The organism is Thermosporothrix hazakensis (assembly GCF_003253565.1).
Lineage (GTDB): Bacteria > Chloroflexota > Ktedonobacteria > Ktedonobacterales > Ktedonobacteraceae > Thermosporothrix > Thermosporothrix hazakensis.
The window spans coordinates 373446-387180 of record NZ_QKUF01000001.1; the positions used below are offsets into that span (position 1 = coordinate 373446).

The window sequence follows — 13735 nt, forward strand, 5'->3', positions numbered from 1 at the left end:
TCCATTTACAGCGCATTCGGCGAGTGGCGCTCTACCAGCTCATGAAACACATTTGCCAGTAATGCCTGCATCTCCGGTGACTCCGTGTCGCCGCACTCCCAGTTTCGGTCTGGCAGGTACGTCGGGCGGTAGTTGTCGAGCGCATAGGTCCAGTAGGTGGAACCGGTTGCGAAGACCATCGCCCCCGACTGGGAAATATAGTAGGTTGTATTGCTGACATCCTCTTTATTGTTTTCGTTATGGACATTTGATGTCGCAAGCACTTTCAGGTTAGCCGGTGAAGAATCCCGATACACCCGGTCCCAGAGATAGCCTACATAGCTACATCCGTAGCCTTTGCCGGGCTGAATGCCGGTGTTCTTCAGCAAAGTCTGGTCCGCGTCCTTGTTCACCTTCCATGCAAAATCAACCTGCCCACGCGACATATCGGAGTACATCACGCCAATCAGAGTACTTTCAGGCTGGTGGAGCACAGGATCTCGCCATTGGGCCGTCACACGTGTGTGATCAGTCGCATACATCGGGTCTCTACTCAACGTGTTTTCCTCTGAGGAGACCTTGTAGCAAATAACCGTGCGATCAGGGGTTCCTGTGCTGCTCGCCTCAAAGCGCATCTGCCAGACCCCGTCGGCGGCTCCCAGAAAGGCCAGACCGACGCCCTTATCCCGCGCCGCTTCATAGCCCTGCCGCATCTCAAGCGTCCAATAGGCATCATGACCGATAGAAATAGTGGCTTTGTGGCGCTGAAGCTGTTGCGGCTGCCGATGCAGATCGACATTGCTGATATAAGAAAGATCATAGCCCTGCCGTTCCATCCAGCGAATGGCGTTCAGTTCCAGCGACACGACCTGGCTGGCTCCGGCATAGTACAAATAGGGACGATCAAAGGATACTTTTGCGGCAGTCGGAGCAAAACTATTCTCGCTAAAGAAGCCGCTTCCCATATCATACAGGCTCTTGCCTCCCCACTCGTTAGAAGCAGCCATTGTGGTATCTGGCGTCACCACAACATAGCGAGAATTGGGGTTTCCATGCACGACAAAAGGAGCGTAGGTTTGCCAGCCACTCGCATCGGTAAACTTTGCCAGATAGACACCACTTGTCCAGTCCTGCGGCACCTCAAGCGTATATGAGGGCTTCCAACGAGCCTCAATCAGCCCATCCGTTCCCTGGTAACAGGTAGAGCAGGCGACCAGCTTGCGCGTGCGCTCTTCATAGTATCCCTGCGCCTCCCCTTCCTGATTCTGGACCAGTTTCAGTAAGCGACCGCCAAAGCCTGAGTACCAGCCCAGCCGAAAGATTTGGATGGAGTAGGGAGTTCCGGCCTTCTGGGTGCTCACATAAAATTGCAATGATTGTCCTGGATCTACCGATACAGCCCCTGCGTAGGCCTGAATCTGAGTTGTGGCCTCTTTCCCGGCAGGAATACGCCACTCATTTGAGCCGGGCTGAGCGTTTTCCTTCACAATCGGGTTTGCGTCCGCGGGAACTGAGGTCGGCGCAACCGGGGGACTGCCCGAACCAGATGATTGAAAGGCCTTCATCATCATAGCTGGATCACCCAGGAAGATAGCCAGCACCAGACTCACGATAATGAAGAGCACTATAGCACCTGCGATGCGAAACTTCATGCAGGGGATACCTCCCGTTTGCTTGCGTACTTGTTTATCTACTGCTTGTTCGTTGGCATGTTTTTCAGACTGTAGCAACCATATAGATTGCGGCACGCCACATCCCTCCTGTGGGATGTGAGAGAAAATGCAGGCGTGTGCACTTCTGCACTAGAACGATAGCATACGCCTGTGGTAAAGCGATGCACATTCGGGTGGAGAATTAGTAGAACTCTGGAACAGGGTGTAGAGAAATCCATGTTCTCTGTGGCCGAAAAAAGGGCAGAAAGACGCGAAAAAGAAGAGTAGGGATGTGCACCAGTCCCTCGCATTTTCCACGCCATCTCAACACCTGTAACAACCCGAATCCAATAGATAGGATAGTATCTTTTTAATGCGTTTCCCTCAAAGGTGGGGGTAACCCATTACAAAAAGCCTATATCAGATACAAATTTCAATTTTTATTGTAAAAAACATAATGGAGGCGACTCGTTTTTCTCATACACGATTCCGATTTTAACGAGGTAAGGACGGTATATACATGCGAATATCTCTCAGTCGCTACATACTGCTTGCCAAAAAATGGGTATGGCTGGTAGTTGTAGGGGTCGTTATTTGTGGTGTGGGCACCTTTGCCGTATCGAAGTTGTTTATTAAACCAACCTACAAAGCATCTGCAAGTATCGTGGTCACGTTGCAGACATCATCATCTCCATCGGACAACGCCACGGCAGCCCTCACGCTGCTCCCAACCTATATCGAGCTGGTCACCAACCCGACAGTGTTGCAGCCTGTAGTGAGCAAGTATCACATGCAATCGGCCAACGAGCTCGCCAGCAAGATTTCAGTCAAGCAGATAGGTGGCACCCAGGTGATTGAAGTTACCGTCAGCGATGAAGACCCGAAGATGGCAACCAACATCACCAATGATGTAGCCCAGAACTTCGCTCAGTACCAGAACACGCAGCTTGGTGGCGTCTCTCAGTTGCGCGTGGTACCGGCGATCGAACCCACTCGCCCGAGCAAGCCTCAGCCAACACAGGACGCTATTGTTGGTGCCCTGGTAGGGTTTGGTCTGGCAATCGCCTTGATAGTTGTTTTTGAATGGCTCGATGATCGCGTCCCCAATCCAGAAGAGATGCAGAAGCTGCTGGAGGCCGACGCGTTGACTATCATTCCCGAGCTCTCGAAGAATCAACAGGGCAAGAACGCGGAGGACACACCCGAACTGGCGGAAGGCTGCCGTGTGCTCTGTTCCAATATTGCGACCGCTCAGACTCAGCAGCCATTTAAGCTGATTATGCTAACCAGCGCCCTCGCCGGTGAAGGAAAAAGCACCATTGCGGCCAATCTCGCGACCTTTCTGGCGATGTCAGGCAAACGGGTGCTGCTGGTTGATGCCGATCTGCGCAACCCCGTGCTAGACAAGCATTTCCATATCAACAATCAGAACGGTCTGGCACAGATCCTTATGGGTGTCTGGGGAAACAACGAAATGGCGCTTGATGGCATCCCGACAGAGATCCCTACCCTGAGGCTAATGCCTGCTGGCACACGCCCGCAGAATCCCGCGGAATTGCTGATCTCGGACACGGCGCGTCGCCTCTTCAAGCACTATCAGGATACGAACCGCTTTGACTACGTTATTTTTGATACGCCGCCCTTGCTCCCGGTTGCTGATGCCCAGATTGTGGCCTCTTATGCTGAGGTCTCGGTACTGGTTGTAGCGGCCTCTCGTTCGCCGCGTCGTTTGTTGAATAGAGCCATGCAAATTTTACGCCGCACGGGAACCCGCGTTCTGGGATTGGCGATCAACCGCAGCCAATGGCCTGAATATGGCGATATTCATGACTATCGCGGCTCGGTCCAGACACAAGGTGCACCGCTACTTAAGGCTGCTCCGGCAGCACAACAGCGTGTGCCCCAGCAGGCCAGTCCGGTAGCGAACCAGCCACAGATGCAGCCTGCCCAGATGCAACCTATGCAGCAGATGCAGCCCGGTCACCAGATGGCACCCAATTCACCGTCAATGATGCCCAATGCCCCTTCAATGGCTCCGGGCTCGGCACCAATGATGCCGCCACTGAACGGATCAAGAGGGCTGCTCTCGCAACAGCAACCACAACAGAACAACCAGCGCCGCTAAACGCTTTCAGCTTGAGCCAAACGGGGGCTCGAAGCTCCCGCAACGCTCAAGCGGCTGCTCGCTGCTTACCAGTGAGCATTATACCGTCTCTCGTTTCGCCAGCCCACGAGGAAACAATAGCAAACAAGGTACAGTGTATTGCCAAAAGGCGCTTCTACAGTCAACAATATTCAAGCTGAACTATGAAAAATTACGTATAAGAGAATGGTCGGAAAACAATGTCCCAACCGCCAAACCTTACACAGAGTGGTCACGCTGTAGCAATCGACAGCCAGAGTACAGGAACAACAAGTGCACGCCTGGTGGCGGTACGGCTTAAATCGGCCAATAGAAATATCTTTCGCGCCCTGCTCAGTCTGGCCTCGGCAAATCTTTTATCGCGCATGATGGGTATGGTACTGCTGCTGGTCGTGACAACAATCTACGGCCAGGGAGCAGAACTGGATGCCTACTATGTCGCCTCGGTTGTCGCATTGCTGCTTCCTGACCTGCTATCAGGCTCAATCGAATCGTCCATTATCCCGGTCTACACAAAAGCGCGGCTGAAAGGGAAAGAATACGCATCCCGGCTGATCAGCACGGTGTTTTTTCTCTTCATTATCGGGCTGATTGTCTGTACCGGCATCATGCTCTTGCTGCGGCAACCGTTGATCTTCCTCTGGGGTCCGGGTCTGAAAGAGACGACCTCGCAGCTAGCGGTCAGCCTGGCCCCCTGGATTTTCCCGGTGATTATCACCTCGACCTTGAGCGGTTATATTGAGTGTCTGGTCAATGCCGAGGGGCAGTTTGGCTGGGCTGCCTATTCACGCCTGCTCGTGCCAATTACTACCGCCCTGTTTATCGTTATTGGCAACAAGCAATATGGCATTGTGATGTACTGTGTCGGCTATCTAACAGGCACCACCTTCCAGCTTGTCATCACAATGATCCGACTTTTTCAGACGAAAATCCGTCTGATCCCGGTCATTGATCTACGCATGCAGGAGCTGCCCGAGATCTGGCAGACGGCCTGGCCCGCGCTGGTTGGGGCCCTGATCAGTCAGGCTGCCCCCTACTTCGATATGCTCTTCTCGTCCTTTATCCCGCATGAGGGAAGCGTTGCCGCGCTCAAAAACGCTGAAAAGCTGGTCGGCGTCTTCACCGGTGTGATCTTTACCTCGGTCGGCCGGGCGGCTCTACCATACCTGTCGCGACAGGCAGCGATCAAGGATATGAAGGCATTCAAAGAGACGCTGCGTCTCTACCTCTGGGGTCTGGGCATCGCGGTTACAGTGCTCTCGCTCATCATGATCGTACTGGCAACCCCTATCGTGCAGTTGCTCTTCCAGCGAGGCCGCTTCCATACCGAGGATACCGCGCTCACGGCGAACATCCTGATAGGCTTTGCGATCGGCTTAACCCCGATGGCCTTTGGCTTTACCGTCTCACGGGCCTTCAGCGCTCTGCAAAAAACACGCGTCCTGTTGATGATGACCACTATCAATATCATCTTGAACGCGCTGTTTGACGCGGTCTTCAGCTTTTTCTGGCAGAGCTTCGGTATTGCCCTTGCGACCTCGGCCTATTATTTCGTCTCGATGTTCATCCTGCTTATCACGCTGCGCCGCATGATCGGGCCGCTGCACCTTTTCCAGCCGCCGAAACAGATTCTGACGGTGCTGCTCAAGCTCGGGCTTGGTCCCTATTACGATCTCTGGCGTGAGTGGCGTGAAGAGAACGGCATGGGCCGTTCACAATTGCTCAGGCAGGTGTTCAAGATCGGGGCCGCAATTGTCGCCTTTGGAGCCGGCATTGTCGGTACCGTGACAAATAGCAAGCTGGCAATTAGCGCCGCATTTGGCTCGATTGTGCTGATGTTCCTGATGCAGTCCCCCTATATCCTGCTTCTCAGTTGGGTGGGATTGGATGCACTGATTGGCTCAACCATTCAGATCTTTAACGGGCATAACCTGCTCTCGGGACTGACTTTCCCAACACTGGCTTTGATGCTGGTTACGCCAATCAAGCCCGCGTTCCGCTGGATGCCGCCACTGGCAATCCTGACAGCCTATGTGCTCTGGATGCTTCCCGGGCTTCCCTTTATCCGTGTGAGCATCTCTGAGTTTATGACGATGTGGCTGGTTCATCTGGCCTGTATCGCAGTCCCGATCCTGATGATGCATCATATCAACACCCGCAAACGCATGCTGCTGCTGGTTGATGGCATTCTGGCGATGACCGTCTTTATCTCGCTCTACGGCATCTATGGCTACTTTACTCATACTGACGGCCACTATGATAACGAGATCGCGGGACTCTTCCGCGCGGGCTCAATCTTTGCTGCGCCCCCGACCCTGGCGCTTTTTGAGGCGCTCACCATTCCACTGGCGATCTACCGTTTGTTCACGCTCAAGACGTGGCCTACGCGCCTGCTTGGTGGTATTGTGCTCGGCCTGATGCTGGCCGGTCTGGGCGTCACGTTCACCCGCACCACGCTGGGGAGTGTGGCGGTCAGCATTTTCCTGATGCTGATGCTGCTTCCCTACAAGAAGCTACGTGTGTGGCTGCTTGGCGGCGCCGTTGTCCTGTTCATCCTGGCGCTCATTGTGACCTCTGCCCTGAACATTCCGGTCTTTGAGCGGTTCTTCAGCAACGACATCTTTACCCTGAATGGGCGTACCTATCTGTGGCAGGCAGTGCTTGAGCACTTTAACCCGGCAGCTATTTTCGGCGAAGGCCTCTATAGCTCAAATATTCTGCTGATTGAGCAACCAGTCTCAATTGGAGCGGGTATCGTGGATAACGCGCCGCACAATGTGTTTCTGGAATCGATGTACGATCATGGCTTTATCGGGCTAACAATCCTGCTGCTCCTGATGATCTCCCTGCCCTGGACAATGATCCGGCGCATGCGCGATGCCTCACCGGAGCACCGGCTTGTGCTGGCAATGGGGGTAGCCGTTTTCTTCAATGTCTTTGTCCATGCGTTTGTAATCACGGTGATGTGGAGCCAGCAAGTCAGCATCTATATCTGGATGATCCTTGCGCTTCCCTTCCTGCCTTACTGGAACCAAATCTCGCGCCCCCAAAGCGTGGAGGCAATGGAGGTAACTCATGCCTGAACAACCAACCCCCGGCAAACGCCTGCGTATCTGTGTCTTTTCGTTTATGTTTCACCCATTTGTTGGCGGCTCGGAGGCACAGGCCGAAAAACACGCGCAACAACTTCGCGCCCTCGGGCATGACGTGACGGTGATGACACTGCGGCACTATAAGCACTGGGATAAACGCTCCATACATAACGGTCTGCCGATTCTGCGCATCGGCGGCCTCTACTATCCTGACGGGCGGCTCCGCATCGGGCGTACCGGGCATCTTCCCTATGAGCTGATGACCTTCATCAAGCTCTGGCGCATGCGCCACCATTTCGATGTGATCCATATGATGCAGGTTGGCACGCTTGGCGCAATCGCCGCGTTTATCACCCGTTTCACCGGGACGCCGCTGCTCATCAGCGTGCAGAGCGCAGGACCAACACAGGAACAATTGACACGCATTCGTCAGCAGGGTGCAATGCTGATGGCCGACACGCTGAAAGGGAAGCTCCCGCCCGAGCTCCTGCGCGTTCCCGATGGCGATTGGACCGCTGGCGATCTGGACGATATGAAGCGCTCTATTTACTGGGGTGGGCTCTTTCAGCGTTATCTAAAGCGCTCTCATGCCCGCTATCAGGTGCTCAGCCATCGCAGCGCGGCCTATCTGATAGCAAACGGGATCGCGCAGGAGAAGATTTTCCGCATTCCTAACGGCATCGATACCGAACAGGTCAGGCCAATCGAGCGGCGCCCCACCCCTGAGCAGCGAGAGCGCATTATTACCTGCGTCGCCCGCATGGAATATCCTAAAGGGGTTGATGTGCTACTTCACGCCTGGGCCCGCATGATGCGGGAATGGCATTCCGATATACAACCCCGCCTGCGACTCGTCGGGGAAGGAGCTTTTCGCCCACAGATAGAGCGGATCGCAAGCGAGCTCGGCATTCTGGACAGCGTTGAGTTTCTGGGACTTCGGCGTGATGTCATGGACCTGCTTCATCAGTCATGGGGGTTCGTGCTCCCCTCGCGCTGGGAAGGCATGCCAAACGCGCTGCTTGAGGCGATGGCGTGCGGGCTCCCCTGCGTGGCAACCCGCGTCAGCGGCAGCGAAGATCTGATTGTCGATCAGGAGAACGGACTGCTTGTACCGCCAGAAGATCCCGTGGCGATGGCACAAGCACTGCGACACCTCATCGAAGATCATGAACACGCTGAACGCATGGGACAGGCCGCACGAACAACCGTCGAGCGCGACTATAATCTGAAAGCAATCGTTCACCGTACCGTTGAACTGTATTATTCACTGCTGACTGAGAAAAAATAAAGATGTCTCAAAAGAAACGTATTTATCTGGTTATCGCGACATTTCACCCATATGTGGGTGGTGCTGAAACACAAGCGCTGCTTCAGGCCCGGATCTTGAGGGACCTCGGGCATGAAGCAACCGTTGTGACGTTCCAACACAAGAAGGAATGGGCCTCGCGTGAGATTGTCAAAGGCGTTCCGGTCATTCGTGTTGGTCGCTCGGTGCTTGTGGGAAGAGAAAGGCTGCCGCGCCTTCTTCAGCGCCTGATGTATTTCCTGGCTCTCATTATGCTTGGCTGGACACTCTGGAAGCATCGAAGCCGTTATGATCTCCTGCATGTCTACCAACTCAGCACGTTGACGCTTCCAAATGCACTTGTAGCTCTTTTTGCTAGAAAACCAATGCTGATCCTTGTTTGCAGCACGGGCGGCGATAAGCGCAATGGACCCGTAAAGCTCCTTGCCGGCCCACTGCCTCCCGAAACCCCTTGTCTGCATCTGGATAACCAGAACTGGATCAACGGGGATCTCGAAGGCCTGGTACGTTTGGGGCGGCCCTTTGTCCTTTTGGCCTATCAATTGCTGAAAACGGTCAATGCCAGAGTTATTATTACCAGTTCACGTATGTGGAACTATCTCAAAGAGAATCATTTCGCCCTGCCCAATACGCACCTTATTCCGAGCGGCGTCGATATACAACGCTTCCATCCGGCAGAAAAAGAGCTGCCTGAAAAGTCCCGAACAGTTGTCTGTGTCGCCCAAATGCGGTATGAAAAAGGTATTGATGTCTTGCTTCAGGCGTGGAAGCTGGTGCAGGCGCAGCGCCCCGACACCCGGCTGATCGTCTTCGGCGATGGTCCACTGCACCGGCAGCTCACCGAGCTGGCCCGGGCCCTTAAGGTGCAGGAGAGCGTCGAGTTCGCCGGGGCACGGAGCGATATACCGCAACAGCTCCATCGTGGAGCCCTTTCCATTCTCCCCTCACGCTGGGAGGGAATGCCAAACGCAGTGCTTGAAGCAATGGCCTCGGGCCTACCCTGCATCGCAACGCGTGTCAGTGGCAGTGAGGACATCATTCAGGATGAGATCAATGGTCGCCTGATCCCGGTCGACGATTATCATGCCCTTGCTGAGGCTATTCTTGATCTGCTTCAAGACCCCGAGAAACTCAAGCGCTACGGTCAGGCGGCCAGGAAACGAATTGAACAGCACTATTCCCTGGATCTTATCACCCATACCTATTTAAAAATGTATGACGAAATGATATCGGCGAAACGGTAGAAAGCAACAGGCCCCATCCAGGGCTTATGAGGAGAGCGAAATTATGTGCGGAATTTGTGGATACTACAACGGAAGCAGCGGTGAACCGGCCTCACAAGCAATCATAGAGCATATGACACAGCTTATTCACCACCGGGGCCCCGATGACACCGGCTATCACCTGGATGGGCCCCTCGGGCTCGGTTTTGCCCGCCTCAGCATTATTGACCTTGAGGGCGGCCACCAACCAATGTGCAACGAGACGGGAGAGATCTGGCTTGTCTTCAATGGCGAGATCTGGAACTATCAGGAGCTCCGCAAAGAGCTCATCGAGAAAGGACATCGCTTCAGCACCAGCAGCGATTCAGAAACAATCATTCATGCCTATGAGGAATATGGACTCGATTGCTTCACCCGGCTACATGGCATGTTCGGGCTCGTGCTCTGGGATGCTCCCCGCAAGCGGCTGCTGCTGGCGCGTGATCGGGCAGGAAAAAAGCCGCTGTACTATACGCATGTCAACGGGACACTTGTCTTTGGCTCGGAGATCAAGGCGCTGCTGGCACATCCTGGCGTCAAACGCGAGCCCGATATACAGGCAATGGCAGATTTTCTCAGCGTGCGCTATGTGCCAGGCCCGGAGACGCTCTTCGCCAATATCTATAAGGTGCAACCCGGGCACTGGCTGCTGTATGAGCACGATACCCTTCAGGAAAACTGCTACTGGGATTATCAGTTCGGCAAGATCGAACAGCAGGCCGAGGAAGACTATATTCAGGGCATCCGTGCCCATATCTGGCGTGCCGTCGAAGAGCGGATGATGGCGGATGTGCCGGTAGGCGCGATGCTCAGCGGTGGCGTCGATTCAAGCATTATCACCGGCATTATGAGCAAGCTAACCAACCAGAAGGTGAAAACCTTTGCCGTTGGCTTCGATCACCCCGACTATAGCGAGCTTCCCTATGCGCGGCTGGTCGCCCGTCACTTTGGTACCGACCATCATGAGCTGGTGGTGAAATCCTCTGATATGACGCAATACTGGCCCCTGCTCACCTGGCACCGAGACGAGCCGGTCAGCGAGCCCTCTGATCTGGGCGTCTATCTTATCTCCAGATTGGCACGCCAGTACGTCAAGGTCGTGCTTTCAGGCGAGGGAGGGGACGAGCTCTTCGCGGGCTATCCCAAATATGTCGTTGACTGGATCGCCCAGTATTACCATATCCTGCCACGGGTCGTACGCGATAACGTCATCCAGCAGCTTCTTGACAGGCTCCCCTATAGCATGCGCAAGCTGAAAAACACGGCTCGCACCCTTTCACAGCCTGCTCCACAACGCTGGATGTCCTGGTTCGGAATCTTTAACGGGCCCATGAAAAATGAGCTGCTCAGCAAGCACGTCCTGAGTTCCATCAATATGGATGCAGCGAGGGCCTTCCAGCGCTGGTTGAGCAAGAACCCGCAACGCGATGACCTGTCGGCAATGCTCTATCTCGATACCAGGATCTGGCTCCCGGACAACCTGCTGATGAAGGGCGACAAGATGACAATGGCAGCCTCGCTAGAGTCACGGATTCCCCTGCTGGACTATCACCTGATGGAATATGCCGCCAGCATCCCTTCACATAACAAAATCAAGCCGTTCCGCGCCAAATATCTGTTGAAAAAGGCCTTTACCGATTTCCTGCCGCATCCCATCCTGACCCGAAAGAAAATGGGGTTCAATGTGCCCACCGGCATCTGGTTCCGGGGTGGCCAGCGCAACCTGATTACACAGTTGCTGCTCTCCGATCGCCTGTGCAGCCGAGGTTATTTCAATGAGGAGTTCATTGCCAGAATGCTCCGCGAGCACCTTGAAGGGCGCACCAACTATCAGGCACAACTGTTCACGCTTGCCAGCCTGGAACTCTGGTTCCGCATCTTTATCGATAGCCCGAAGCTGGAAAAGCCCGAACTCTCGGTCGAGGAGTTGCTTGCTGAAGATCAGAAGGTCGCTGTCAGTCTCTCTTAATGTCAATTGAAGGGGTAGTAATTCGTGTCTGCACTCAACGCATCGCCTTATCGCATTCTTATGGTCACTGGCATCTACCCGACCCCCGCACGGCCCCATAAAGGCACCTTTATCAAGGCCTGGGTAGATGCATTGGAGGCGCTTGGCCATCAGGTTGATATCATTCACCCTGACCCCGCCCTGCCAACGCCGATACGCTATATTTCGACCGCGCTCCAGGTCTTTTTGAAGACGCTGACAGGTCGCTACGATATCATCAATGGTCACTACGGTCTCTGGTGTCTGCTGGCTCGTTTACAGTGGACCACGCCCGTTGTTGCCGCATATCTGGGCGACGATCTGCTTGGCACCGTCACCCCACAGGGAGGCCATAGCAAGAAGAGCCTGTTTGTTGTCGCCGTCAGCCGCTGGCTCTGCAAGCACGTCGATGCGGTCACCGTGAAGACAGAGGAGATGAAACGCGCCTCTCGCTTTGCCGACGCGGTCGTGATTCCTGATGGGATCAACTTCGAGCTCTTTCAACCGATTCCGCGTGAAGAGGCACGCCGGGCCCTGGGATGGGATCCTGACCGTTTCTATGTTGTCTTCGCCAATAACCCTGAGATCCCCGTCAAGAATTACGCACTGGCGCAACAGGCCATCAAACGCTTGCGCGAGAAGACCGGGCTTGAAGCAGAACTGGTCGTCGCGAATGGGCTGCCGCAAACAGAGGTGACGCGCTATATCAACGCCAGTAACGCGCTGATTCTGCCCTCGGTGCAGGAAGGATCACCCAATGTTGTCAAGGAAGCGATGGCCTGCAATGTCCCGGTTGTTGCAACCCGCGTGGGGGATGTGGCCGAGGTGATCGGTCGGACTGCGGGCTGTAGCGTCTGTGAGCATAATGCAGAGTCGCTGGCTGATGGACTGGCAAAGGCTCTGCGCCACCCTGAGCGCACCAGCGGACGCGAAGATATCTGTCATCTCAATCACATGACCATTGCCAAAGATGTGCTTGCGCTCTATACCCGAGCCATTCGTCACAAGGAGCAAAAGCGAGCGCAGAGGCTCCGGGTACGCTTTTTCAGCGTTGAGGGAGGCAAGCGATGAGACAGCTTCCCAAAGTGCTGATGCTGGTAGAAAACCTCTCAGTTCCCTCTGATCCCCGCGTCTGGCGCGAGGCGAAGACGCTCCAGCAACATGGCTTTCTGGTCAGCGTGATCTGCCCGAAAGGCAGGACACGTGATCAGGCCAGCTATGAGTGCATAGACAACATTCACATCTATCGCTATGCCCAACCCCAGCAGGAAACAGCGCTCGGCTTCATAATGGAGTATCTGGTCTCGATGCTGCTGACCTTCTGGCTGAGTCTGGTTGTCTGGCGCAAGCATGGCTTTGATGTCATCCACGCCGCCAACCCACCCGATACCTTTTTCGCAATCGGTCTGTTCTACAAGCTCTTCGGCAAGAAATATATTTTCGATCAGCATGATCTGGCGCCGGAAATGTTTCGAGTCAAGTTCGGTGGGCGCATGAAGTTCCTGTATCATATCCTGTTGCAACTGGAAAAGTGGTCCTATCGCACTGCCGATCTCGTGTTGACAACGAATGAGTCACAGAAGCGGCAGGCAATCAGGCGCGGAGCCTGCGCACCGCAGAAGGTGATTGTGGTGCGCAATGGCCCAGAGCTTGCCCACTATACTGATATTCCGTGTGAGCCCGCCCGAAAGCAGGGACAGCGCTTTCTGCTCTCATATGTAGGAGTGATGGGGTCTCAAGATGGAGTCGAATATGTGCTCCATGCGCTCCACACACTGGTGCATCGCTATCAACGGCGCGATCTCCTGCTTGTCCTGATGGGAGAAGGTGAACAGCTTCCCCGACTCAAACACCTGATGCATGAGCTTCAGCTAGAAGCCTTCGTTCACTTTACCGGCTGGCTGCCCCGGCCTGAGATGTTGCGCTATCTTGCCGTGACAGATATTGGCCTTTCTCCCGATCCGAGCAACCAACTGAACGACCAGAGCACCATGCTGAAAACAATGGAATATATGGCAATGGGGGTACCCGTGGTGGCATTTGATCTCCCGGAAACCCGCTTTTCCGCTCAGGAAGCGGCTCTCTATGCCACACCGAACCGCGTTGAAGAGTTCGCCGCCTGTATCGAACACCTGCTTGAAGATGCAGCTTTGCGCGAGGCACTGGGAGCCTATGGCCGCCAGCGGATTCGCCAGCAGCTTTGTTGGGAGAAAACCCGAGAACCATTGCTTCACGGCTATCGCCAGCTCTTCAACATAGAAGCATTGAGCGATGCCGCTCCAGAAAAAGATATGGTGACAGTCTAGCCTATCAA

Annotated in this window: 8 protein-coding genes; 7 read left to right on the forward strand and 1 reads right to left on the reverse strand. The window is 54.6% G+C overall.

All coding sequences use genetic code 11. The annotated features are described in order from the left end of the window. Nucleotides 1-5: 5 nt before the first annotated feature. The gene (locus tag EI42_RS01565; protein ID WP_137686090.1) at nucleotides 6-1631 is read right to left on the reverse strand and encodes a N,N-dimethylformamidase beta subunit family domain-containing protein; all 1626 of its coding nucleotides are present in this window, start codon (nucleotides 1629-1631) and stop codon (nucleotides 6-8) included. Between the two features lie 520 nt (nucleotides 1632-2151). Between EI42_RS01565 and EI42_RS01570 the strand changes: the two genes are divergently transcribed. The 7 genes from EI42_RS01570 (at nucleotide 2152) to EI42_RS01600 (ending at nucleotide 13727) form a co-directional block, all read left to right on the forward strand. Beyond that, nucleotides 2152-3756, forward strand: a complete 1605-nt coding sequence (locus tag EI42_RS01570) for a tyrosine-protein kinase domain-containing protein (RefSeq protein ID WP_111318137.1) — start codon at nucleotides 2152-2154, stop codon at nucleotides 3754-3756. A gap of 218 nt (nucleotides 3757-3974) precedes the next feature. After that, entirely contained in the window at nucleotides 3975-6857 is a 2883-nt protein-coding gene (locus EI42_RS01575) for a lipid II flippase MurJ (RefSeq protein WP_111318140.1), read from the forward strand. Beyond that, on the forward strand, nucleotides 6850-8154 hold the full coding sequence (locus EI42_RS01580) for a glycosyltransferase family 4 protein (protein ID WP_111318143.1): 1305 nt from the start codon (nucleotides 6850-6852) through the stop codon (nucleotides 8152-8154). The genes EI42_RS01575 and EI42_RS01580 overlap by 8 nt, the downstream gene beginning before the upstream one ends. 2 nt (nucleotides 8155-8156) lie before the next feature. Beyond that, complete coding sequence (locus EI42_RS01585; protein ID WP_111318146.1) at nucleotides 8157-9416, forward strand: glycosyltransferase family 4 protein; 1260 nt, start codon at nucleotides 8157-8159, stop codon at nucleotides 9414-9416. Nucleotides 9417-9459: 43 nt separating this feature from the next. Beyond that, the gene (gene asnB / locus EI42_RS01590; protein WP_111318149.1) at nucleotides 9460-11403 is read left to right on the forward strand and encodes an asparagine synthase (glutamine-hydrolyzing); all 1944 of its coding nucleotides are present in this window, start codon (nucleotides 9460-9462) and stop codon (nucleotides 11401-11403) included. Nucleotides 11404-11427: 24 nt separating this feature from the next. Then, entirely contained in the window at nucleotides 11428-12492 is a 1065-nt protein-coding gene (locus EI42_RS01595; RefSeq protein WP_111318152.1) for a glycosyltransferase, read from the forward strand. Continuing rightward, nucleotides 12489-13727 carry a glycosyltransferase family 4 protein gene (locus EI42_RS01600; protein WP_111318155.1) on the forward strand — a complete coding sequence of 413 codons (1239 nt, stop codon included), beginning with the start codon at nucleotides 12489-12491 and terminating at the stop codon, nucleotides 13725-13727. Before EI42_RS01595 ends, EI42_RS01600 begins: the two co-directional genes overlap by 4 nt. Nucleotides 13728-13735 lie beyond the last annotated feature (8 nt).

Bases quoted from the DNA above. Each gene is read 5' to 3' on its own strand.
- EI42_RS01565 (WP_137686090.1), bottom strand. From the start codon at position 1,631: ATGAAGTTTCGCATCGCAGGTGCTATAGTGCTCTTCATTATCGTGAGT.
- EI42_RS01570 (WP_111318137.1), top strand. From the start codon at position 2,152: ATGCGAATATCTCTCAGTCGCTACATACTGCTTGCCAAAAAATGGGTA.
- EI42_RS01575 (WP_111318140.1), top strand. From the start codon at position 3,975: ATGTCCCAACCGCCAAACCTTACACAGAGTGGTCACGCTGTAGCAATC.
- EI42_RS01580 (WP_111318143.1), top strand. From the start codon at position 6,850: ATGCCTGAACAACCAACCCCCGGCAAACGCCTGCGTATCTGTGTCTTT.
- EI42_RS01585 (WP_111318146.1), top strand. From the start codon at position 8,157: ATGTCTCAAAAGAAACGTATTTATCTGGTTATCGCGACATTTCACCCA.
- asnB (WP_111318149.1), top strand. From the start codon at position 9,460: ATGTGCGGAATTTGTGGATACTACAACGGAAGCAGCGGTGAACCGGCC.
- EI42_RS01600 (WP_111318155.1), top strand. From the start codon at position 12,489: ATGAGACAGCTTCCCAAAGTGCTGATGCTGGTAGAAAACCTCTCAGTT.